At 42.2% G+C, this 23,137-nt stretch carries 20 protein-coding genes; 12 read left to right on the plus strand and 8 right to left on the minus strand.

Annotation, left to right across the window (positions count from 1 at the left end):
• Positions 1-96 precede the first annotated feature (96 nt).
• The 4 genes from H3302_RS10905 to H3302_RS10920 all read left to right on the plus strand — a co-directional run bounded on the left by H3302_RS10905 (position 97) and on the right by H3302_RS10920 (position 4,532).
• Positions 97-1,269: a multidrug effflux MFS transporter gene (locus tag H3302_RS10905; protein WP_182395174.1), complete on the plus strand. Its 1,173-nt coding sequence runs from the start codon at positions 97-99 to the stop codon at positions 1,267-1,269.
• A gap of 221 nt (positions 1,270-1,490) precedes the next feature.
• A complete protein-coding gene (locus tag H3302_RS10910) occupies positions 1,491-3,329 on the plus strand; it encodes a S8 family serine peptidase (protein ID WP_036966941.1) in 1,839 nt (612 codons plus the stop codon).
• A gap of 97 nt (positions 3,330-3,426) precedes the next feature.
• Positions 3,427-4,059: a LysE family translocator gene (locus tag H3302_RS10915; protein WP_036966939.1), complete on the plus strand. Its 633-nt coding sequence runs from the start codon at positions 3,427-3,429 to the stop codon at positions 4,057-4,059.
• An 8-nt stretch (positions 4,060-4,067) separates the two neighbouring features.
• Positions 4,068-4,532, plus strand: a complete 465-nt coding sequence (locus H3302_RS10920; RefSeq protein WP_036966937.1) for a methylglyoxal synthase — start codon at positions 4,068-4,070, stop codon at positions 4,530-4,532.
• Positions 4,533-4,551: 19 nt separating this feature from the next.
• Here the strand turns inward: H3302_RS10920 and yegD are convergent, their stop codons facing one another.
• The 6 genes from yegD to H3302_RS10950 form a co-directional block, all read right to left on the minus strand.
• Positions 4,552-5,919, minus strand: a complete 1,368-nt coding sequence (gene yegD, locus H3302_RS10925; protein ID WP_182395177.1) for a molecular chaperone — start codon at positions 5,917-5,919, stop codon at positions 4,552-4,554.
• Between the two features lie 72 nt (positions 5,920-5,991).
• A complete protein-coding gene (locus tag H3302_RS10930; RefSeq protein WP_182395179.1) occupies positions 5,992-6,837 on the minus strand; it encodes a DNA ligase in 846 nt (281 codons plus the stop codon).
• Positions 6,838-6,900: 63 nt separating this feature from the next.
• On the minus strand, positions 6,901-7,557 hold the full coding sequence (locus H3302_RS10935) for an HAD family phosphatase (RefSeq protein ID WP_182395181.1): 657 nt from the start codon (positions 7,555-7,557) through the stop codon (positions 6,901-6,903).
• A gap of 65 nt (positions 7,558-7,622) precedes the next feature.
• Complete coding sequence (locus H3302_RS10940) at positions 7,623-7,922, minus strand: hypothetical protein (RefSeq protein ID WP_036966929.1); 300 nt, start codon at positions 7,920-7,922, stop codon at positions 7,623-7,625.
• 109 nt (positions 7,923-8,031) lie between these two features.
• Positions 8,032-10,293, minus strand: a complete 2,262-nt coding sequence (locus H3302_RS10945; RefSeq protein ID WP_182395184.1) for a TonB-dependent receptor — start codon at positions 10,291-10,293, stop codon at positions 8,032-8,034.
• Positions 10,294-10,661: 368 nt separating this feature from the next.
• Positions 10,662-12,353 carry a mechanosensitive ion channel family protein gene (locus tag H3302_RS10950; protein ID WP_259369853.1) on the minus strand — a complete coding sequence of 564 codons (1,692 nt, stop codon included), beginning with the start codon at positions 12,351-12,353 and terminating at the stop codon, positions 10,662-10,664.
• 156 nt (positions 12,354-12,509) lie between these two features.
• Here H3302_RS10950 and H3302_RS10955 point away from each other — a divergent pair, with 156 nt between their 5' ends.
• Complete coding sequence (locus H3302_RS10955) at positions 12,510-13,058, plus strand: HdeD family acid-resistance protein (RefSeq protein ID WP_036966921.1); 549 nt, start codon at positions 12,510-12,512, stop codon at positions 13,056-13,058.
• A 30-nt stretch (positions 13,059-13,088) separates the two neighbouring features.
• Here H3302_RS10955 and H3302_RS10960 read toward each other — a convergent pair whose 3' ends face one another.
• Positions 13,089-13,958, minus strand: coding sequence for a mechanosensitive ion channel family protein (locus H3302_RS10960; RefSeq protein ID WP_036966919.1), 870 nt, complete (start codon positions 13,956-13,958; stop codon positions 13,089-13,091).
• A 183-nt stretch (positions 13,959-14,141) separates the two neighbouring features.
• Between H3302_RS10960 and H3302_RS10965 the strand changes: the two genes are divergently transcribed.
• The 6 genes from H3302_RS10965 to H3302_RS10990 all read left to right on the plus strand — a co-directional run bounded on the left by H3302_RS10965 (position 14,142) and on the right by H3302_RS10990 (position 21,319).
• Positions 14,142-14,351 carry a hypothetical protein gene (locus H3302_RS10965; protein WP_036966917.1) on the plus strand — a complete coding sequence of 70 codons (210 nt, stop codon included), beginning with the start codon at positions 14,142-14,144 and terminating at the stop codon, positions 14,349-14,351.
• Positions 14,352-14,564: 213 nt separating this feature from the next.
• Positions 14,565-16,697, plus strand: a complete 2,133-nt coding sequence (locus H3302_RS10970; protein WP_182395186.1) for a M3 family metallopeptidase — start codon at positions 14,565-14,567, stop codon at positions 16,695-16,697.
• Between the two features lie 147 nt (positions 16,698-16,844).
• Positions 16,845-18,272: an amidohydrolase family protein gene (locus H3302_RS10975; RefSeq protein ID WP_182395196.1), complete on the plus strand. Its 1,428-nt coding sequence runs from the start codon at positions 16,845-16,847 to the stop codon at positions 18,270-18,272.
• 99 nt (positions 18,273-18,371) lie between these two features.
• Complete coding sequence (locus H3302_RS10980) at positions 18,372-19,223, plus strand: carboxylate/amino acid/amine transporter (RefSeq protein WP_182395198.1); 852 nt, start codon at positions 18,372-18,374, stop codon at positions 19,221-19,223.
• Between the two features lie 41 nt (positions 19,224-19,264).
• Entirely contained in the window at positions 19,265-20,494 is a 1,230-nt protein-coding gene (locus H3302_RS10985) for a glycerophosphodiester phosphodiesterase family protein (RefSeq protein ID WP_182395199.1), read from the plus strand.
• 87 nt (positions 20,495-20,581) lie between these two features.
• Positions 20,582-21,319 carry a dienelactone hydrolase family protein gene (locus H3302_RS10990; protein ID WP_182395200.1) on the plus strand — a complete coding sequence of 246 codons (738 nt, stop codon included), beginning with the start codon at positions 20,582-20,584 and terminating at the stop codon, positions 21,317-21,319.
• A gap of 10 nt (positions 21,320-21,329) precedes the next feature.
• Here the strand turns inward: H3302_RS10990 and H3302_RS10995 are convergent, their stop codons facing one another.
• Positions 21,330-22,241, minus strand: a complete 912-nt coding sequence (locus tag H3302_RS10995; protein WP_118844482.1) for a LysR family transcriptional regulator — start codon at positions 22,239-22,241, stop codon at positions 21,330-21,332.
• Between the two features lie 136 nt (positions 22,242-22,377).
• Between H3302_RS10995 and H3302_RS11000 the strand changes: the two genes are divergently transcribed.
• Positions 22,378-23,064: a type 1 glutamine amidotransferase domain-containing protein gene (locus H3302_RS11000; protein ID WP_065978580.1), complete on the plus strand. Its 687-nt coding sequence runs from the start codon at positions 22,378-22,380 to the stop codon at positions 23,062-23,064.
• Positions 23,065-23,137: the final 73 nt, after the last annotated feature.

Here is a 23,137-nt window from a genome sequence, read left to right on the forward strand (position 1 = left end):
GCAAACATAATGACAACGTATGTATCACACAATAACCCGCATCAACGCTTTTCTTTTCTTTAAGGGGCACATAAAATACCGTTTTAAGGAGAGCGAATGCAGTCACGCCAGCACAAAAACCCCAGTTTACTATTCATCTTAGGCCTTCTGGTTATCTTTAGCCCGTTAGCTATTGATATTTATTTACCGGCTTTTCCAACTATTGCAGACCAGTTTCATGCATCGGAGAAACAAGTACAACAAACCGTCGCAATTTTTATGCTGACCGTAGGACTTGGGCAGTTAATCGCAGGTCCTTTAGCAGATAAGTTTGGCCGTAAACCTGTCGCCATTGCAGGAGTAACTTTATATGGTTTGGCTGCGTATGGCGCTTACCTATCTCCTGACTTTACCAGTCTTATGATCGCAAGAGCACTGCAAGGCTTGGGCGCCTGTGCAACCTTTGTCGTGGCATTTGCCATAGTTAGAGACAGATTTGGCAGTGAGCGCAGCGGTCAGATAATTACTTACCTCAATGGTATCGTGTGTTTTATCCCTGCCCTCGCCCCTATTTTAGGTGCATGGTTAACGGTGCAATTTGGCTGGCGTATGAACTTTTTATTTATGGCTGCCTTTGCCCTCGCAGGCTTACTTATTACGCTAATACTTTATAAAGAAACACGCCCTGCCGACAGTGTATACAGTGGTCACATTCTTGATTTACGGCGCTTTATTCCCATAATCAGCACCCCTCTGTTTTTATTTCATAGCTTAATTTGTTTAGTGACTATGTCAGCAATTTTGGTGTTTGTAACCTTAGCACCCGGCTGGCTTATTACTGAATTAGGCGGTAGCGTCAGCGATTTTACTTTTTGGTTTACCTGTAACGCCGTGCTTAGCATTCTAGCTAGTTTCATAATGCCTCTGTATATAAAGCGACAACCTAAACGCGCATTAAAAATTGGCCTTATGTTATTAGTGCTCTCTGGCGGTTTAATGCTCATTTTAAGCCAGCAGCGTAGCGCTATTGCCCTCATGTTCCCCATGTTTATAGCTGCATTTGGCTTTGCATTAACTTTAGGGTCATCAGCCGGTAGAGCGTTAAGCTTATACCCAAAACAAGCGGGGACTGCATCTGCACTTATTGGTTTAATGCAAATGAGTGGCGCAAGTTTACTGGTGTTTATAACACAGTATTTAAACTTAGCTACGCCCGTTTTAATCGGTGTGCACTTCTTAATGCTTATACCCTTTGCTTATTTACTCTTAAAACATAAACACTTGTCATAGAGTTTAGTTCACATTCGTTACCAAATACGGGTAAATGAGAATAGTTATATTCTATTTACCCGTTTAGACTTCTCAATATAACATTAGGTTATAAAAGACCTGTTTCTAGAATTTTTTGTTCCGTTTTTATGGATAATTTTACTTGTACCCACGGTTTTATTAAATTATTGTTTAAGTAAGTTAACATTTAGTTAACTCAATAACACGTTTGGGATACAAATATGAAAAAGAATAAATTAGCTTTAGCGTTAATCATCAGTGGTCTGTGTGCAGCAGGAACTGCACACGCAGCAAACGACCGTTATATCATCCAAGTAGACAACAATAAAAAAGGCGTGGTGAAAGCCCTTGCTAAAAAACTGGGTGGTGATATCAAAGTTGATGGTAATGGCTTTATTGCAGCACAATTTACTGGTCACGATTTAGCAAGCGTTAAAGGCTTACTTAATAACCCACATATTAAACTCATTGAAGAAGATCATAAACGTGTACCCATGGCGGTATACAATGATGATGCTGGCAATGCAATGCAGCAACAGTTAACTCCCTATGCAGTTTATCAGTCACAAGCTGATCAAGTAACATTTGATGCCAATGCTGGTATGAAAGTGTGTGTCATTGACTCAGGCCTTGATGCATCAAACCCTGATTTTGTGTGGGGTAATATCACAGGTGATAACGATAGTGGCACAGGCAACTGGTTTGACAACGGCGGTCCTCACGGTACTCACGTAGCAGGCACTATTGGTGCTGCTGACAACAACCTAGGTGTTGTTGGTATGGCTCCGGGTGTTGCTATGCACATCATCAAAGTATTTAACGCTGAGGGATGGGGTTACTCGTCTGATCTAGCTCATGCAGCTGATTTATGTTCTCAAGCAGGCGCTAATATTATCAGCATGAGCCTAGGCGGTGGTGGCTCAAACAGCACAGAATCAAATGCATTCGCAAACTTCACAAACGCTGGCGGCCTTGTTGTAGCAGCAGCGGGTAATGATGGAAACAGTGTTCGTTCATACCCTGCTGGTTACCCATCAGTAATGATGGTAGGTGCTAACGATGCAAACAATCAAATTGCTGATTTCTCACAATTCCCAAGCTGTACGTCGGGCCGTGGTAAAAATGTAACGACTGACGAAACAATCTGTGTAGAAGTTACTGCGGGTGGTGTTGATACCTTATCTACATACCCTGCTGGCATGGCAACGGCTGCAAGCTTAACCGCGGATAATACCGGCTATGCTACATCTGCAATGGAAAACTCAGGAAATGCTGCGGGCACGGCTTATTATATGGGCACAGCAGAAAGCGTTGATACAGCAGCATCAGGCAAAGTATGTATGATTGACCGTGGTGTCATTTCGTTCTACGACAAAGTGGCAAACTGTGAAAACTCTGGCGGTATTGGTGCAGTTATCATCAATAACGAAGCGGGTATGTTATACGGTACGTTAGGCGATACGAACAACACAAGCATTCCAGCCGTAGGCGCAGCACTTGAAGACCGTGCAGCTTTACTTGCAAGCACGAACATTAGCATTAACATTGGTACTAGCGATTACGGCTACATGAGCGGCACTTCAATGGCAACCCCTGCAGTTTCAGGTGTGGCAGCGCTGGTTTGGTCAAATCATCCACAATGTACTGGTACTGAAATCCGTGCTGCACTTAAAGCAACAGCCGAAGACCAAGGCGCTGCGGGTCACGACGTTTACTTCGGCCACGGTATTGTTAAAGCGGCTGCGGCTGATGCCTACCTAACAGCTAATGGCTGTGCGGGTGGTAATAACGGTGGCGGTACGACACCGGGTGGTGACGAAATTAGCTTATCAACATCAGGTTATAAATCAAAAGGTGTTGCGTATGTTGATCTTAGCTGGAATGGCGCAGCAACCAGTAATGTAGATATTTACCGTAACGGCAGCAAAGTAACGTCTGTAGCAAATAACAACAGTTACACAGACACAATTACAGCGAAAGGCGGCGGTTCTTACACTTATCAAGTATGTGAAGCACAAAGCACAACTGTTTGCTCAAACAATAGCACAGTCGCGTTCTAATACTTTCCCCAACCTCGATGAGCGGGCAACATTGCCCGCTTTTTCTTTTCTTGAAAACTTGTTAACATCAAGCACCTAGCTTTATTCACCTGTGCCAATGATCAATCCTGAGTTTTTACTGTCGTTTTTAGGCGCCAGTTTTTTAATCGCTATTGCCCCCGGTCCTTCTAACGCTTTTTTAATGGCACAAACCTTTGCTAATGGAAGAGCGGCAGGCTTGCAAAGCGCATTTGGTTTTGCGTTAGGCGGGGTTGTGCATACCTTTTTTGCTGTAATAGGTTTAACCGCTATTTTAAAAGCCTCTACAGTTGCTTATACCACGGTTCAATATTTAGGTGCTGCCTACCTGTGTTATTTAGGATTAACGACGTTAAAAGCAACGGTTAGTCAGCCTAATCCACAATGCGAAGATAAGCCCCATGTAAGCACCAGTAAAAAGCAGAATGTCATGTTTCAAGCCATGATGACCGAAGTGCTTAACCCAAAAGTTGCGTTGTTTTTTATTGCTTTTATACCGCAGTTTGTCGACCCAAGCTTATCGTCAACCACATTTCAGTTAGCATTTTTTGGATTACTCTATCCTCTTTTTGCTTTTCCTATCGACTGCACGTATATTTATTTCGGCGATAAGATAGCCAGTTACTTTCGTGATCACCCGCAAACCCAACTTTGGATTGATAGAATCACAGGACTGGTCTTTATTGCACTGGCAATTAACCTTCTAATATAAGAGCACTTATGGAACAAAAACAACAAGCCTTACCCGCCAAAAAAAATATTGCCCTTGTTGCCCATGATGGTAAAAAAGCAGCACTGAAAGCATGGTGTGAAAAACACAAAGCGATATTAAGTAAACACACTTTATATGGCACAGGCACAACAGGCCATTTAATAGAGCGTACAACAGGTCTTGAGGTTATTAAGCTGTTAAGTGGCCCAATGGGTGGAGATCAGCAACTAGGGGCTAAAATCGCTGAACACGAAGTGCATATGCTGGTATTTTTCTGGGATCCACTGGCTTCTCAACCTCACGACCCCGATGTAAAGGCGTTACTGCGTTTAGCTGCAGTGTGGAACATACCTGTAGCGTGTAATGAAGTCAGTGCAGATATGCTCTTAAGCTCACCAATGATGGAAAGTGAGCTTAATCGTACGCTACCTGATTACGAGAAGTACTTAGCTACGCGCCAAGTAGCATTGTAATTTTTATCAATGAGCACATTTAGCGATAAAGCGTATGTGCCCATTTAGTTAATCCGGCTGTTACGCTACCAAAATGGTCACCATTGAGCATATCAATATTTCCCAGATGTGTTTTTAACGCTGCTTTAATTAATGGCGACTGGGCACTGCCTCCCGTTAAATAAATTACGTCGGGTGAAGTGCCGGCCTCTTGTATCGCCTGTTTAGCCAGTGCCACAATTTGGTTTATTGAATCTTCTACCGCTAAAGCTAAATCATTGAGCGTTAAACATTGACTCAACTCTGAATCTAAAAAGCTTAAATCAGTATTGAATGTGTCTGTTGATGAAAGTGCTATTTTTGCAGCCTCACCTTGCTGAACCAACTGGTGACCTTGCTTATTTTGCTGTAAATGAATTAAGCGCTTAAATAAATCAGGTTGCTGCACTTCGCGCAATTGCGTAACAAGTTCTCGATGATGAGCGTCACTATAAAATTGGCTTTGCAGGTTCACATCATTAATTTTGCACGCTTGCCAAAATGGCTGATTTGGTAAAGGTAAGCCCGACTTAAACTCAGTGCCTAAGCCTAATAATGGCATTAAGCCATGAAAGCTCAGGGCGATGTCTAAGTCATTGCCCCCTACTCGTTTACCACTGTGTGCTAAAAAGTCATTGTCGCGACATTGATTTTGACGAAAGCCCGGACCCATCTGCACAAATGAGCAATCACTGGTGCCCCCACCAATATCAACTACCAGTACTTTTTTATCCGCCTGTAGCGACGTTTCATAATCAATCCCCGCAGCCAGTGGCTCATATAAAAATGATACCTCTTTAAAACCTGCACGTTTTGCTGCTCGTTCTAAAATTCCCAGTGCCTGTTGGTTTGACTCTTCTCCGCCCACTGACTGAAAGTTTACAGGCCGACCAATCACTGTTTCAGTTAAGTTTTGCTGTAAAGACTGCTCTGCACGTTGCTTAATTTTTAAGATCATCGCTGTGGCTATGTCTTCAAAAAAGTTAATTTGACCTTGCTTTAAGCCGACTGCGCCAAAAAATGACTTGGGTGATTTAACAAAATAACCTTCTTCAGGAAATTGAACATACTCGCTAATCGCTTCACGACCAATAAATAAGGTTTCATCGCCTGTTTGAATATCTAAATCAGACTTCACACGAGGTATGGTATTGAGTAGCGCTTGGCGCTGTGCCTTAAATTCAGCTTCTTGATCGCTCCCTGTCAAATGTTTCGCAACAAAATCAACAACAAGTGCACTATGGTGGGTATATAACGTTGATGGTAAATAGTGTTTGCCCTGCTCAAGCGGCACCAATGATACTTGCTGCTCATTATTCATCACACCTATTGCACAATTAGAGCTTCCGTAATCAAAGCCTGCAAACATTCTATCACCTATACATCAACAAAAAGGCCGCGAAATTTACCATAGTCGCGGCCATTTTTGAATGCTTAAACGTTACAGCGGTACTCGCTCATGTAAAAAGCTCGCGAAACGTGGCAAACCATTTTTAGTAAATCCATGATATTTATAAGTAATGGTGCTACCTATCGCAGGAGGAAATTGCCGTTGCTTATCAGAAAACCCCGAACCTATTTTAAATTCGACACCCTCGGCATTGCGCACCTTAATTGCACCTAACATATTTTTATACTTACCTTTGCCTGGAAAGTGAGCAATCACGACCGCTTCTGCATCAAGATAAGGCTTAAGCTTTAACAAAGCATCACTGCGACCCGCTTTATGTGTAGCTAAAGCAAGGTGCAACATTACGCCTTCAGCGCCCTTCGCAACAAGCTCATCCATAAATAAGCTTAGCTGATGGTTATCGGTAAACCGTCTTTGTTTGACTGCTCTGATATGCTCTGCGTTAATTTGCGTTACTAAGCCTGCGTAATTCTGATACCGCTGACTAAATGGCAACGTAGCATCAGGCATATCAAATACCTGATAACTTACTGTGTGCCACTCACTATCGTTCGGTTGATGTGTGCGAACAATCCCGCTAAGGTTGGCAAAATCTTGGCGTTTCGTCCACAACTCACCATCGAGCCAAACATCAGGCAATGGGGCTGTAAACCAAACGGGTGCATGGATGAGGTGACCATTACGAGTGACAAGTTTACTTCCTGTCCAAATGGCTCTTACACCATCATATTTTTCGCTCACTAAGTAATCATTAATATTTACCTTGTCTGCATCATAAACATTAGCAAGGAGAACATCTGGGGTGACTGCTGCGGTGGATGAAAAACTGATAACGAGTAAAAACACAGACAGGTGCTTTTTAATAAAGGTAATCATAATTGCTTCCTTGCAGTAATTAATAACAACGTGACCATAATCGAGTAGTCACGTTTTCCTTTATTATAGTTTAGTTTGTACCCATTTGAAAACTTCTTGAAGATTTGCCATAACCGCGGCTGCTTTTGAAAAATCGTGTTCAACGGTAAAGTGATTAGGCACTGCAAACACACTAACATCAGCGTTATTTGCTGCTGTAACACCGGTAAATGTATCTTCAACAGCGATAGCCTCATCGGCATTAATATTCAGACTTTTAAGGGCGAGTTGATAGGGTTCACCTGCAGGTTTAGGGTTTTTAACATCGTCTTTCGTGACAATACAATCAAACCAATCAAATATGCCATATCCCTTTAAAATCGGATACGCTTCATCTTTAGCACTTCCTGTTACTAAGGCCATTTTTAAACCACTTTCTTTAACTTGCTCAAGCACGTCTTTTGCATGTGGCATTAAAGCCGGTAAGTTTGCACTCACAAAATGACCAAATGCAGTGTATTTCGCGTCTGTAAGCGCCTGAGGCGAAATAGTTAATTGATAGTTTTCAACCACTTCTTTCGCTGCCTCAAGGGTTGGCCTGCCCGAAAATCGCTGGCAAAAAGTGGCTTCATCATAGTGAACGCCAAATGGCGCTAAAATGTCATTCCAGATATTAAAATGCACACTTTCAGAGTCGACAAGTGTGCCATCCATATCAAACAATACTGCTTTTAAAGTCATCCTCATTCCTTTTACAGTCTAAAAGATAAAAGGTGCCATTTGGCACCTTCGATAAATATAATATGTTACTCAGTTAAACCCGCAGGTGGCTCTGCAAAAGCTTCTTCACCCGTTTCAACATCAACCAACTCATAGCCACGCTGCTTTCTTACCACTTTCAATATAGGTTTTGAAAAAGCGGTTTTTAAACGGTCTGCATCGGCTTCTAGTTCTTCAACAGTATGACCAAACGGTGCGGCACCTGTTTCAGACCAATTGGTCACTTTGCCATTGAGATTATATTCAACTTCGTGAATTTGATATTGTGCAGCCTCATCTTTAGTCGCTTCACAAAAAATGACACGGTAATTCCAAAATCCAGCCATGATAGTTCTCTTATAAATTAAGTTATAACCCGTACTTTATCAGTAACAAGAAGGTTTATAAACGAAAAAACCCGCTATAAAGCGGGTTTTAAAAACGTAACGTTTAAGCTTAGAAGAAGCTTACTTTAAACTCAGCACCAATATAACGCTCTTCGTTAACCATTGCTGTGTTGTTATTGAAGTCGATAGCACCGATTGATTGTTGCTCGTCGAACATGTTACGAACGAATGCAGATACTTCATATTCGTTATCGCCTTGCGCCCAAGCATAACCAGCACGTAAACCCACTTCTGTTAATGGCTTGCCTTCAAACTCAACTGACTCATATAAGAAGTAGTTGATTTCGCTACGGTAAGACACGTCAGCATACGTAAAGAACTCACCATCAGCAACTTCGCGGCTATAACGTAATGTTACGTTAGAGATCCACTCTGGCGCGTGTGGTAAGCTGTTACCATCGAGGATAGCTTGACCTGCGCTGTTTAGTGAGTTTGTTACTGTACACTGCGCACATACTGCTACCGATAAGTCTTTATCTTTAAGCTCTGTATTGTTGTAGCTTAAGTTAAAGGTTGCATTTAGGTTGTCAGTTAATACCCACTCAGTATCTAATTCAAAACCATAGCCAGTTGTTTTATCTGCATTTAGCAAGCGGTTGAAGTTCGCACCACCGCCCACAGCAGTTAACTGTTGGTCATCCATCGTGTAATAGAACACAGTTGCGTTAACACGACCTTGGCCGTCAAGTACATCTGACTTGATACCTGTTTCGAATGATGTCACCGTTTCAGACTCTGCAACCGTAACTTCATCACCGAATAAGATACGACCCTGGATACTAGGAGCACGGAAACTATTTGCAACACGCGCATACCAGTTAACGTCATCGTTAATCTTGTAGTTAGCAGACAAATCCCAGCTTACGTGGTCATCGCTTGGGTTCTGTGTAAGGAATAATGCACCACCACCAGCAGGGCTTAAAGTACGGTTTGCTGAGAATTCTTTTTCGTCATCTGAGTAACGAAGACCCGCTGTCACTTTTAAGTCATCAGTGATTGTGTAATCTAATGAACCAAATACCGCCCATGCTTTAGTGTCTTGCTGCTGAATAACATAACCGTTTAACTCACCAGGTGTAGCGCCATAGGTATCATAGCTAAAGTTTTCGATTGTTAACGCTTCGTCAAAGTAGAAAACACCCACTTGAAAGTTTACATCACCCGCATAGTTGCTCGATAAACGAAGCTCTTGCGTATATTGGTCTTGGTCTGGGATGCCGTCAGCACTTTCAGAGTAGAACGGAATAAAACCTGGGCCCATATCTGGTAAATAGCTTGCACCGTAACCACCGTCGATGTCAGCACGTGAATAGATTTCAGCACTTTCCCATGCAGAAATTGACGTAAGTGTTAAATCATTAATGTCCCACTCAAGCTTTAAACTCGCACCTTGTGACTCAACTTGTTGAGTCGCACGAGAAGCCGCATCATGGTAAACAACATCGTGCTCAAAGCCATCAACTAAATCGTTAGTACCTGCTTTAATTGCGTTACCACGGAATGCGATTGGTTTACCATCCATATCACGAACATGGTAGTTGAATAAACCGGTGAAATCATTACCTTCATACAAGAACTGTACACGGGCTGCTTTTTCAGTGTAGCCACCAAGTACATCATTTTGCTCAAAACCTGGCGCACGATTATCAATGTAATCGTCTTTTTCTTGCCAGAGTACAGAAACACGTGTTGATAGACGATCTGTTAGGCCACCGCCAACAGCACCTTCAAAATCAACTGCGCCACGGCTACCGTAAGAAACTGAGCCATAACCTTCAAATTCTTGAGTTGGTTTAACGGTATCAAATTTAACAAGACCCGCTGGCGTGTTGCGACCGAACAGCGTACCTTGTGGGCCACGTAATACTTCTACACGAGCCACGTCAAATACAGGGAAACCTTTTAAGATTGCGTTTTCTTGAACAACTTCATCAACAACAAGTGATACTGGTTGAGAAGCGTTTAGGTCAAAGTCAGTGTTACCTAGACCACGAACATAAAAGCGTGGGAAAGAACGACCAAACGAAGATTCGATTGATAAGCTTGGAATTTTCGCATTCATAAAGCGAATATCCATACCTGCTGAGCTATAAGCATCTAAGTTGTCACCTTGCAGTGCAGATACTGCAACAGGCACTTCCTGTGCATTCTCTACACGCTTACGCGCGGTGATTTGAATGACTTCTAATTGGTTGCTTTTTACTGCAGGTGTTTCGTCTGCAGCAAGAGTTGAAAATGAAGTACCTGCTACTGCAGAGAACAACGTCGCATTAATTAGGGTTGCTAACGTAGATCTTTTCATTGCTTTCATGTCGGGTTTTAACCTTTTTAATGCACTCTTATTCAACGGTGATGATGTTGCGTCAATTCATTTGACGGGTTCGGCCAATTTTTCGCGCCTTGTAATAAGCTGCGCGGACCTCTTAATCGAGAGTGCAAAACGAGGTAAAGAGGCTGAACGAACGCTGACAATTATAACACTTTATGACACTTTTACTGCATTAAAAATGATAAATAAACAAGTTTTTTACAACAGTTAGCGACAACATCGACACATTTAGAGGATTTTATGCAAATATTTTTTATTTTAGCGGACATATGTCCTGTTCAATTAAATGCAAGAATGTGTATACATTATGCGCAAATGATAACGACTGTCATTTAAGCGTTCATTGTCCACTAATCGGTTACTCGCGCAAATTCTGGGTTAGCAAGCTCACAATGATGCTCGTTCAACAACCCCAAAATAGCCAAGTTCAACTCCTCAATTACTTCCATATAAAATGCAAAATCAACAGTCTCTACGTAGCTTAGTACATCAACTTGCAAAGCCCAAGGTGTAAAGCCTTTAAAGCGTACCCGACATGGCTCAAACGCTATGTGTTGATGTTTCTCTAATAACTCTCTCACTGCCTGCATGAAGCTTTCTAAGTTCTGCTTGGGTGTGTTTGCACTAAGCATCAGCTTTGGCCGATACGAAATACGCTCTCGCTCAGAAATATTTTCCAGTTGCATATCAACAAATTTAGCATTGGCCACATAGATAACAGAGCGGTCTAATGTACGAATACGCGTGGCTCTAAGCCCTATCTCTTCAATTGTTCCAAGGTGGCTGCCAAATTTACATAAGCTACCAATTTTGACCGGTGCCGAGATATATAAGGTAATTGCGCCTATAATATTTTCGACCGTTTTTTGTGCTGCAAGCGCAATTGCTAAGCCACCTATCCCTAAACCAGCCAATAACGTCGTCGCATTAAACCCCAAATTCTCAAACCACATAAACAGCACAATAATGACGATGCTGGTTTTAAGTACATTGCTTACAGGACGTAATAAGAACACTCCCTGTGGTTTATCTTGCATAATGAAGCGATTACTTAGCCTATGCTTGGCGATATCAACCGCTCTTAAGCATACCCATGCCCAAGCTATTAATAACACCGTTGCGCCATGAAATAGAGCCAGTACGGCAATGGTCACATTAGATTGATCACTTAACGATCGCGACATTAATACGGCCAGTAATAAACAAACAGGCCCGTTAATAAACCGTACTACATCTTTTTCGACTGGGACCTTTAAATGCGCAAGCACAAAGGTCACTATGCGCGTTAAAATGACTGCAACCACTAAAAATAACAAAAATGTGAATGCAAAATAAATCCACTGCCAGAGCATTACCCCTAAAAATTCGACATCAGGCAAGCGCTTATATAACCATTCACCCACTCGATTATATCCATACTCTTTCGTCAGTAAGGGGATTTGACTTACCGTTGCATTTGAAATTTTCCAAATACGGTTGCCTGTTTTTTCATCTGGCACGATTTGCAATAAAATTTGCACCTTGCCCTGTGATGTCGTGATCTCACCCACTAAGTCACGATAACTCGGTACACTTTCTTTTTGCTTTCCTTTTGGCTTATTACTTAAGCTATCAACATCAACCCATAAGGTTCGGTCGAGGACCACAGATAAGTTTTCGGCAAGTTGTGCCTTACCAATAGCTTCAACATCTTTCGGCAGATTACGATAATCGAGGTAAAAACTGGCACGTTCAAAGTCACGAGCACGGGTTGCTTTTAAATAACCTTGCATTGAACTTCGCGGGGTCATCCGAGAAAAGGCATCGAACGGTAATTCATCAGTCGGTTCAACTAACTTAGGATCAGGTTGTGAGGTAACGGCTTGTTGAGTTTGGTTCTCGGGTTTTGTTTCGGTGTGCTCTTCTTTATTGTCTTTATCGATAAGCGACTTAACGGTCACTTCGGGAGTTGTCGTTGCAGTCACAGGCTGCGAAAACAGTACCATGCAACACAGTAATAACCCAACTAGCTCTAGCGTAAACTTCTTAGCTATACTCTTCACACTTCTTTCCTTGTCCGAAAAACTTTAAACCATAGAAAAATTTATCTTTTTAAATTAGAGCATGCTTTCATTAACTGTACAAAAAATAATTAAATTTCTTTGCAAGCTGTATCTGAAATGTTAGTTATAGAGAGACTTAAGCAAAGGAAAATTATCATGCACATTTCAAATTCGCTGGTTCCACATTGGTCCTCCTTATTCATTCACGGTGTTATCGCTATTATTTTTGGTTTATGCGGCTGGCTTGCGCCTGAAGCATCCCTCGCCGTATTGATGTTTATTTTTGCTGCATACTTTTTTGTTGATGGCTCGATTAGAGCCTGGTTAGCGTTTGCTTCTAAAAAAGATAACCCGCTATGGTGGATGCTCCTCATAGGCGGTCTAATTTCTATTGCAGCAGCTTTAGTGACCTTATTTGCCCCCAATGTCACTGCGATTCTAATGCTTTATTTTATTGCAGCTTGGGCTATCGCTATTGGTGTCATTGAAATTGTCATTGCAAGTAAGCTACGTAAAGAAATAAGCAATGAATGGCTTTTGATTGGCAGTGGGGTTATCTCAATTGTTTTTGGTGGCTACCTTATGTTTAATCCGGGTGCCGGTATCATTACATTACTATGGCTCGTTGCAAGCTATGCGATTGTGTTTGGACTCATCATGGTGCTTCTGTCGTTTAAACTTAAAAAACTGCATGAGGCAACGTAAAAAAAGCGGCAAATGCCGCTTTTCTTATTGTTATTTTGAATGTGTTCTTTTCAAGGCTATCTGCCCATCAATATGAATATCGCGCTGTGGGAAAGCTATCGTTACATTATGCTCAGCAAAAATTTTATAAATGCTAAAGCGTAATTCACTGCGTACCTGACGAAGCGGCGCTTCAGACTCAGCACACACCCAAAATATTGCACTAAACGTGAGTGAACTGTCAGCAAAGTCATCGAACAATACTGACGAGGCTGGTTTTTTTAAAATAGCAGGATGCTCATCTAGCACTTGCTTAATCAGCCTTTCAACTAACACCACATCAGAGCCATATGCAACACCCACGTTTACCGATGAACGCGCATTACGGTCAATCAACGTCCAGTTAGTGACTGTGTTTTCGAGCAATTGACTATTTGGTACCAACATATGCACGCCATCATTGCGACGAATACGAGTTGAACGGGTATTAATTGTCTCAACCACGCCTTTTGCATCACCCACTTCTAAGAAGTCACCGATTCTAATCGGGCGTTCCCACATGAGTATCCAGCCACTAATAAAGTTGTTAATGATATTTTGTGCACCAAAACCGACGCCAATGGCTATCGCACCAGAGACAAATGCAAATGCCGTTAACGGAATATTCAGTACCTCAAGTGAAGTAAACACAAGCACTGCGATGGTAACAACAAGGTAAATACGGGTGAATAAATGAACTGTGTCTGGCCCTAGGTTTTTTGCCAACAGTGCTTTTTTAATTAATCGACCTATCCATGTGACCACAAACCACATTAAAAACAGCACCAAAGGTACTTGAATAACTTTTAGCACAGTGATTTGTACATCGTTATATGTAAACAAAACAAACGATAATGCAGATTGCAAATCAGCAAGGGTCATAAATGAACATTCCTAGTAAAAAGTCGTGTTTGATTCAGTTGTCACTAAGTTTAACACGGCATAATAGATGAAATCTTAGTAAATTCTAAGATCTTTATGCGCAAAAAGCGCTATTTATTAACTCTTTTAGACCATAAGTGCTATATACATAGTGAAAGCTTTTAATAGCATGAGGAGAGCACAATGTCACAAATGACACTTACACAAAAACTTGCAACATTACAGCCACTCGTTGACTTAAACCTTTTTGAATCAAGTCTAGAGTATCGCAACCGCATTTTGAACTTACTTGCCGAACAAGAACACTCATTAGCATTAATTAACAAAGAGTTCGGCAACGCCATGCCAGAAAATTTTGGTTCAGAGAAAAAGTTTGTCTTAGGTTACAACTAACTTATGGCACGCTTTAAAGCATCCATCAATATGGGACAGCGTATACCACTTTTTATCTAGCGAGCCATCACACTAATTGATGGCTTTTTTAGCGCCAACCACACCAAATCGACTAATTATTTCTAAAACACGAAAAATGAAAGATAAATATTATTATTTGGCATCAAAAATTTGATAGATTATAGAAAATTTATCCACATTATTGGAGCCATCATGCGTAAGACCCTAATAGCCACCACCGTTGCTAGTGTATTTTTATTATCAGCTTGTAGTCCAGAGCAAGCTAACACACAAAATCAACCTATTGTTGAAACACAAAAAAAGAATACTGAGTCTATATTTTTCAAGCCGAGCCCTTTGCAATATATGGCTCCTGAGTTTGATAAAATATCAACAAACGACTACGAACCTGCATTTGAAGCAGGTATTGCCGAGCAAAAAGCTGAAATCTTAAAGATTGCCAATAACCCAGAGCCTGCAACATTTGAAAATACACTCGTTGCAATGGAGTTATCAGGTGAGCTATTAGATCGCGTATCCGATGCCTTTTTTAACTTATCTGGATTAATTTCTGACAGCGAGTACCAACGTATTGACGCTAAAATGGCGCCAATTTTATCTGCTCATACCGACGATATTTATCTAAACCAAGCGCTCTTCAATCGTGTGCAAGCTATCTACGACAATGCAGAAAACCTCAGTGCTGAAGACAAACATTTAGTCGATTTTTATTTTAAAAAGTTTATCAACGCGGGCGCTAAACTAAACGAAGCAGACAAAGTAAGAATGCGTGAAATCAACGCTGAACTTGCAAAACTTTCAACCGAGTTTTCACAAAATCTCTTAAAATCGTTCAAAGAAGATGTAATTTTAGTCACAGATAAAAGCGAACTTGCTGGTTTATCTGACGGTGAAATTGCAAGCCTTGCAGCCGCGGCTGACAAAGCGGGTAAAGAAGGTTATATGATCACACTGGTGAACACCACTCGCCAACCTATTTTACAAAGCCTTGAAAATCGTAAACTGCGTGAAAAAATTTGGACTACATCTGCAAATCGTGCGCAAGCAACAAACGGCCCTATTATTCTCAAGGAAACCAAATTGCGCGCTGAAAAAGCGGCATTACTTGGTTTCAAAGATTGGGCTTCTTATGTATTGACGATGCGAATGGCGAAAACGCCAGAAAATGTATACGGTATTTTAGATGACTTAGCACCAAAGGCAGTTGCTAAAGCCGAAGCAGAAGCGGAGCAAATTCAACAGGTAATCAATAAATCAGGTGAAACGTTTGCTCTACAACCTTGGGATTGGGCATTTTATGCAGAAAAAGTACGTCAAGAAAAGTACGACTTAGACCCAGCTTTAGTTAAGCCTTACTTTGAAATGCAATCAGTGATCCACGATGGCTTGTTCTTTGCCATGAATAAACTCTATGGTATCACCTTTAAAGAGCGTAAAGATTTGCCTGTATATCACGAAGACGTCACGGTGTTCGAAGTATTCAATGAAGATGGCAGTGCCATTGGCCTATTTTACATGGATCCATATGCACGTGAAGGCAAACGAGGGGGTGCATGGATGAGTGCCTATGTAGGTCAAAGTGGTTTAAAAGGCACCAAGCCTGTCATCTACAACGCGCAAAATATCCCCAAACCTGCAGAAGGCCAACCAACACTGATGACCTTCTCTGAGGTGACAACTTTATTTCATGAGTTTGGTCACGCTGCTCATGGTTTATTCTCTGACGTAAAATACCCAAGTTTGGCGGGGACAAAAACGTCTCGTGACTTTGTCGAATTCCCATCACAAGCAAACGAAGACTGGAATGTTGAGCCGACAGTACTTGCGAACTATGCCAAGCACTACAAAACAGGTGAGCCAATTCCAAAAGAGTTACTTGCAAAAGTACTTGAGTCACAAAAGTTCAACCAAGGCTTCGATACAACTGAGTATTTAGCTGCGGCACTCCTTGATATGGAATGGCACTCATTCGGTGTTGATGCCGATATCACAGACGTACAAAAGTTTGAACATGATGCGTTAGACAAACATGGTATTGCGTACTACCCCGTGCCGCCGCGCTATAAATCTTGCTACTTCAGCCACACTTTTGCCGGTGGTTACTCAGCAGGTTACTACGCTTATCTTTGGACTGAAGTATTCGCTGCAGATGCATTCACTCATATGACTGAAAAAGGCGGCTTAACTCGCGAAAACGGTGATCACTTCCGTAAAGAGATTTTATCTAAAGGTAATAGCCGCGACTTAATGCAAAGCTACATTGAATTTCGTGGTCAAAAGCCAACAACCGACGCGTTATTAAAGCGTCGTGGCTTAGTTGAATAACCACAATGTTGTTTAGAGTATGAGGGGCACCCCTCATACTTTTTAAGTATTAATTGATTTTTCACCCCGCTTTTACTCCTATTCACCTCAAAGCAATTGTCAGTTAACTCGTTTTTGCTAATCTCAAAGAAAAACATAAGTTCACACATGAAAAACCCTTTACTTTTAGGACTTTGCTCAGCTTTAGCTGCATGCTCATCAATCCCAGATGAGCACGCCGACATTGTTATCGATAACGCTCAGATCATTGATATGCGCACTGGAGAAATCGCAGCAAACCAATCACTGGCTATTCGTGATGGCATTATCATACAACGCAGTAACCAGCCACTGAGTGCCCAATATCAAAGTTCAACGTTTATAGATGCAAAAGGTCAGTATGTCATGCCGGGTCTTTGGGATATGCATGTCCATTTTGGCGGTGGTGAAAAGCTCATAGAAGAAAACAAACAATTACTCCCCCTTTATTTAGCCCACGGCGTGACAACGGTGCGTGATGCTGCGGCTGATCTGAGTGAGTCAGTTCTCAGTTGGCGTGAACAAGTCAAACAAGGTCAGTTAGTCGGCCCAACTATTTTTACATCAGGCCCCAAACTTGAAGGAAAAGGCTCTATTTGGCCCGGCGACTTAGAAGTTGAGACGACTGAAGAAATGCACGCAGCAATGGATTTGCTAGACACCATGAATGTCGACTTTATCAAAATTACCGACAGTGCATTAACGCCTGAGCTTTATCTAAAGGCAGTAAAAGAGGTTAAAAAACGGGGTTACCAAATTTCAGGTCATATCCCGTTTTCGTTGTCTGTGACTGATGTCTCCAAGGCAGGTCTTGATGCCATCGAGCATATGACTTACATGCTAAAAGCAGCCGCCAAAAACGAAGCGAATATTTCAGCCAAAGTAGCCTCTAAAGAACTCACCTATCGCACCGCTCTGCCTATTATTACCGCTCAATTTGATGAATCTACAGCCAGAGAAAAGTTTACGGTACTCGCTAGCAACGACACAGCGGTTGTGCCTACTTTAATTGGTGGCAAGATCACCGCCTATCTCGATGAAGATAATCATCAGCAAGACGCTTTTTTAAATTACATTGGCAAGGGCTTAAAAGCGACCTACCAATGGCGTGTAGACAGAGCTAATAAAGATACCCCTGAACAAATCATTCAGCGAAAAGCTCGCTTCACAAAAACGGCACAATTGTTACCACTGGCACAACAAGCGGGTGTAAGCATTATTGCAGGCACCGATGCAGGCTTTTTAAATTCGTTTATCTATCCTGGGCTTTCTTTACACCAAGAGTTAGCAATCTTTACTGATTATGGTCTTACACCGTTGCAAACGCTTCAATCAGCAACACTTGCGGGGCCTAAATTTTTAAATAAACAGAAACAGTATGGGGCACTTACCAAAGGTAAAGTGGCCGACATCATTTTGCTTTCACAAAATCCCCTAACAGATATTCGAAACACCAAAACGCTTAGCGGTGTGATCAGTCATAACACATTTTACGACCGTAATGCTTTGGATAGATTAAAACAGCAAGCAAAAGCGTTCGTGGCAAACCAACCCTAACCCCCCCCATTGCCCATGGCTGCGTATTATTGTCATGGGCAATTTTAATTCTTTGTTATCTCATATACACTGCCCCTTTTATAACAAAACTAAAACAACATGACTTACTTACTCGCTGTTACCCTTCTGTGGGCCTTTTCATTTAGTCTTATTGGCGTGTATTTAGCAGGGCAAGTAGATGCGTGGTTTAGTGTGTTAATGCGAATAGGCTTAGCAACGTGCGTGTTTTTACCCTTTTTACAATGGCGAAAAACCCCTAAAGCCTTAGCACTAAAGCTCATGGCAATAGGCGCGGTACAGCTTGGTGTCATGTACAGCTTTTATTACCATTCGTTTTTGTACCTCAGTGTGCCAGAGGTACTACTATTCACGGTAATGACGCCGCTTTACATCACCTTATTAAACGATTTGCTTGAAAAACGTTTTAATGCCAAATTTTTATTCGCCGCAATGCTGGCTATTTTGGGAGCCGTCGCTATACGTTACGAAGGCGTTGATGAGAACTACCTCATTGGTATGTTAATGGTTCAGGCTGCCAATATCTGTTTTGCTACCGGGCAAGTAACCTACAAACGTTTGATGCAAGATGAGCAGCACCCTCACTCTCGGGTGTTTGCTTGGTTCTTTATTGGTGCCCTAATTGTTGCACTGATTTGTTACGGTTTGTTTGGCGATACCAGCAAGCTGCCCACCACAACGACACAATGGGGCGTACTCATTTACTTAGGCACGATTGCCTCTGGGCTTGGCTACTTTGCATGGAATAAAGGCGCAACTATTGTGAATGTTGGCGCGCTTGCGGTAATGAATAACTTACTGATCCCAGCAGGGATAATAGTTAACATTGTTATTTGGAATCGTGATGCCGATATCATCAAGCTTGCCATCGGCGCGGCGATTATCTTATTAGCACTTATTATAAATCAGAAACTTAATAAAACTGCCACGTAGTATTGATAAGCTAAACTCTATTCGATTAGAGGGATGCTGTTATGCGCGCACTGGTTTTATGTTGTTTAGTGTTCATTATTCAAGGTTGTAAGAGTCTGCCAGAGGAGCAGGCAGTGCAAGTTGGCGCTAGGCCTTACTATTTAATCGACAATATGCCTGATGGGCCGTTAAAGCAGCAACTTGCGGCATGCGGTAATGGCCCTTTTTACAAAACTGATTTTGTCATTGGTCATCGCGGTGCCCCCATGCAGTTTCCTGAGCATAGTAAAGAGTCATATTTAGCCGCAGCAAGAATGGGGGCTGGCGTACTTGAATGTGACGTTGCCTTTACCAAAGATAAGCAACTCGTGTGTCGTCATTCACAATGTGATTTACACACCACTACCAACATTTTAGCTATTCCAGAACTCGCTGCAAAATGCAGCCAACCTTTTACCCCGGCCAAAGACGGCCAACCGGCTCAGGCTAAATGCTGCACTAGCGATATCACCCAAGCTGAGTTTTTAACGTTAAAAGCAAAAATGGATGGCGCCAATCCAAATGCCAAAACGGTTGCAGAGTATTTGCAAGGGACGCCAAACTGGCGCACTGATTTATATGCAAACAGTGGTACTGTAATGACCCACCAGCAAAGTATTGCGCTGTTTAAAGAACTGGGTGTGAAAATGACCCCTGAGCTAAAAAGCCCAGCAGTTAGCATGCCCTTTGATGGTTTTAGCCAGCAAGATTACGCGCAAAAAATGCTTGATGAATATCAGGCCTTAGGCGTGAATAGCCAAGATGTTTATCCGCAATCATTTAATCTTAACGATGTGAAGTATTGGCTAAACAATCACCCTGAATTTGCAAACAACAGTATTTACCTTGATGGCCGAGATGAGCAAGCACACTTTAATGCTATGGATGAAACAAGCTGGCAGCCATCAATGCAGGCTCTGTATGACGATGGAGTACGCATTATTGCACCGCCAATGTGGATGCTATTAAGTCTTGATCAGTCAGGTAAAATCGTGCCCTCGCTGTATGCTATGAAAGCTAAACAAGCCGGACTGAACATCATTACTTGGAGTTTAGAGCGCTCAGGCCCATTAAATAATGGTGGTGGATATTATTACCAGTCGATTGCCCCTGTGATTAAACAAGATGGGCAAATGATGACTGTGATAGACGTCCTTGCTAAGCAAGTGGGAGTGATGGCTATTTTCTCTGATTGGCCTGCTACTCTTACCTATTACGCAAGCTGTATGCAGTACCCTGCCTCAGAGAATTAACTGAGCATCAATAAATTTCAAGGGCTTTTACTCGTCCAAAAGATGGGGCTGAGGTATTATTGGTTAAACCGTTTTTAGAGGATTAACATGATTATTCAACACCATAGCCACGACATAGATACCCCAACAGGTCTGATGCGAACCAGCATTTACCGCCCAGCTGTCGAAGGCCAATTCCCATGTATTATTTTCTACTCTGAAATTTTTCAAGAAACAGCCCCCATTGCACGCTCTGCCGCTATGCTCGCAGGCCATGGTTTTATCGTGTTAGTGCCTGAGGTTTTTCATGAGTTAAACCCACTCGGCACGGTGCTTGCCTACGATGATGAAGGCAAAGATAAAGGCAATGCCGACAAATGGGCTAAACCACTTGAAAGCCACGACACTGATACCACAGCCCTTATCGCATTTGCCCGCGCGCAAGCGTATTGCACAGGCTATGTGGGAGCGATGGGTGTATGTATTGGTGGTCACCTTGCTTATCGTGCCGCACTGAATCCTGATATCAAAGCCGCATTTTGTTTATATGCAACAGACATACACAGTGACACATTGCCCGCACAATCAGGCAATAACTCGTTTGAGCGCATGGCAGATATACAAGGAGAAATTCACTTTATTTGGGGCAAACAAGACCCACATGTACCAAAAGAAGGCCGCCTTAAAATTTACCAACAAACCGTTGCTACCGGAATTAATTACCAGTGGCAAGAAGTTAACGCACAACATGCATTTATGCGCGATGAGGGAGATCGTTACGACCCAGCTCTCGCTTTAACTATGTACCAACAAGCTGTTGCATTGTTTAATCGTACTTTGCGTTAACCCTGTTTGCTTAAATACCCATCGTGGCAACTTGATTAGCAAAATAATCCTTTAAGTAATCAAGCAATACTCGCAATTTTTTGCTTCCCGCAGCCCCCGGCGGGAAGACACCATACAATTCAATATCAGCCGATTTATACTCATCAAGCACGGTACGTAAAAGCCCGGCTTTTACTTTTGGCCACGCGTCATAAACAGGGATTTTTGCAAGACCATGCCCCGCTTCAACAAATGCCGTGCGCGCTGCGGCATTATTAGTGCTAATCCCGCCTTTAAGGGGAACATCAAAGCGACGCTTATCTTTTTCTAGGCTCAGCGTGGCGCTACTTCGCTGATAAACAACCCAAGTATGGTTCGCTAAATCATCTATGCTTTCGGGCACTGGGTGCTTGGCAAAATAATCAACAGAGCCACATATACACGTTTTCATTGTTGCCAGTTTAGTTGCTTGTAAACTTGAATCAGCAAGCGCAATACCTCGGATCGCTAAATCTATCCCCTCTTTAATAATGTCGACAACGTCATCGCTTAGTTGCAGATCAATATCGATTTTTGGATACAAGCGTTTAAATTGTGCAAGCGCAGGCACAATAAGCTGCAAACCAGCATTCACTGGGCAACTGAGTTTTATCACCCCGACAGGTTCATTTTTTAAGTTTTCTAGATGCAAATTAGCCGCTTGGGCATGTTCAGCAATTGCGTGACAACGCTCATAATAGACTTTACCCGCTTCTGTTAAGGTCATAGTACGCGTTGAGCGGTTTAATAAGGTAAGCTGTAATTGCTGCTCTAGTTTCTTTAAATGATAACTCACCACAGCGCGCGAAAGACCCAGTTGCTCGGCTGCCTTCGTTAAACTCCCCTGCTGCACAATATGTGCAAATACCACCATACTTTTTAACTGTTCAAACGATACATTCATGGCATTCTCCTAAAACCTCGCTCAATTGTATCAATAATTAAACCAATGAAGTCAATTTTATCTGCGTTGTTAAACTTAGCTTTAACCCCTATAGTGATATCAACGCTATTCATTAAACAATTAACGAGGATTAATTATGTCAGCGAAGAAAATCTTAATGGTACTTACTTCACACGATGAATTAGGTGACACGGGTCATAAAACAGGGTTTTGGGTAGAAGAATTTGCAGCCCCTTATTATGCCTTTATTGATGCAGGCGTTGACGTTACATTAGCATCAGTGAAAGGGGGGCAACCGCCTGTAGACCCAAATAGTGCCGCTCCTGATGCTGCAACAGAGGCAACTAAACGCTTTGAAGAAGACAGCGCCGCAAAAACCTTAATGGCAAACAGCAAACCGTTGAGCGAAATGAATGCCGATGAATTCGACGCTGTATTTTACCCAGGCGGCCATGGTCCGCTGTGGGATTTAGTTGATAACCAAGACTCTATTCGTTTAATTGAACAGTTTTTAAACTCTAATAAGCCTGTTGGTGCGGTATGCCATGCCAGTGCCGTCTTATTAAATGCCAAAAATGCCGAGGGTAAGTCGGTAGTGTTTGACAAAAAAGTGACGGGGTTCAGTAACTCTGAAGAAGAGGCTGTAAAACTAACGAATGTTGTACCACTTCTTGTTGAAGATGAACTCATTAAACAAGGTGGTCAGTACCAAAAAACCGATGACTGGGGCGTGCTGGCTATCGAAGATGGGTTATTGATCACCGGTCAAAACCCAGCAAGCTCAGAACTTGCAGCTAAAAAACTACTTACTAAACTTGGCTAAAAACGCGAGATAACAACCAGTAAACACCTTGCAAAACAAGGTGTTTACCTTCACTCTTAATACGTTATACTGA

Origin of the sequence: Pseudoalteromonas sp. MT33b (assembly GCF_014117385.1) — a bacterium.
Classification (GTDB): Bacteria; Pseudomonadota; Gammaproteobacteria; order Enterobacterales; family Alteromonadaceae; genus Pseudoalteromonas; species Pseudoalteromonas lipolytica.